Origin of the sequence: Vibrio sp. LaRot3 (genome assembly GCF_027587025.1) — a bacterium.
Lineage (GTDB): Bacteria > Pseudomonadota > Gammaproteobacteria > Enterobacterales > Vibrionaceae > Vibrio.
Map to the genome: position 1 here is coordinate 1 of NZ_JAPPTI010000027.1, position 1,034 is coordinate 1,034.

A 1,034-nucleotide genomic window follows, 5' to 3' on the forward strand; every position below is an offset into this window, starting at 1 on the left:
TGGATGTTATCGCCTGGCATTACCATTTCTACGCCTTCTGGTAGAGAGATATCGCCTGTTACGTCAGTTGTACGGAAGTAGAACTGTGGACGGTAACCTTTGAAGAATGGAGTGTGACGGCCGCCTTCATCTTTAGACAGTACGTATACTTCAGACTCAAATTTAGTGTGTGGGTTGATTGAACCTTTAGCCGCTAGTACTTGGCCACGTTCAACTTCGTCACGCTTAGTACCACGTAGAAGTGCACCAACGTTCTCACCTGCACGACCTTCGTCTAGAAGCTTACGGAACATCTCAACACCAGTACATGTAGTTACTGTTGTTTCTTTGATACCAACGATTTCTACTTCGTCACCTACAGTTAGGATACCGCGCTCGATACGACCTGTTACTACTGTACCACGACCTTGGATTGAGAATACGTCTTCAATCGGCATTAGGAATGGTTGGTCTACTGCACGCTCTGGCTCTGGGATGTAAGAATCTAGAGCTTCTGCTAGTTCAACGATTTTCGCTTCCCACTGCTCTTCGCCGTTTAGTGCGCCTAGTGCAGAACCTTGGATAACTGGTAGGTCATCACCTGGGAAATCGTATTCAGATAGAAGTTCACGAACTTCCATTTCTACTAGTTCTAGTAGCTCTTCATCATCTACCATGTCACATTTGTTCATGAATACGATGATGTATGGGATACCAACCTGACGGCCTAGTAGGATGTGCTCACGAGTTTGTGGCATTGGACCATCTGTTGCAGCAACTACAAGAATACCACCGTCCATCTGTGCAGCACCAGTGATCATGTTCTTAACGTAGTCCGCGTGTCCTGGACAGTCAACGTGTGCGTAGTGACGAGTTGGAGTGTCGTACTCAACGTGAGAAGTTGCGATTGTGATACCGCGCTCACGCTCTTCTGGAGCGTTATCGATAGATGCGAAGTCTTTAGCTACACCGCCGTAAACTTTAGCAAGAGTAGTACAGATAGCTGCAGTTAGAGTTGTTTTACCGTGGTCAACGTGGCCGATAGTACCAACGTT

1 protein-coding gene is annotated in these 1,034 nt (G+C 46.8%); it reads right to left on the reverse strand.

What is annotated here, in order from left to right; all coding sequences use genetic code 11:
• Positions 1-1,034: elongation factor Tu (gene tuf / locus OH461_RS20035; protein WP_270022301.1), on the reverse strand; the 1,034-nt coding region annotated here is incomplete at both ends.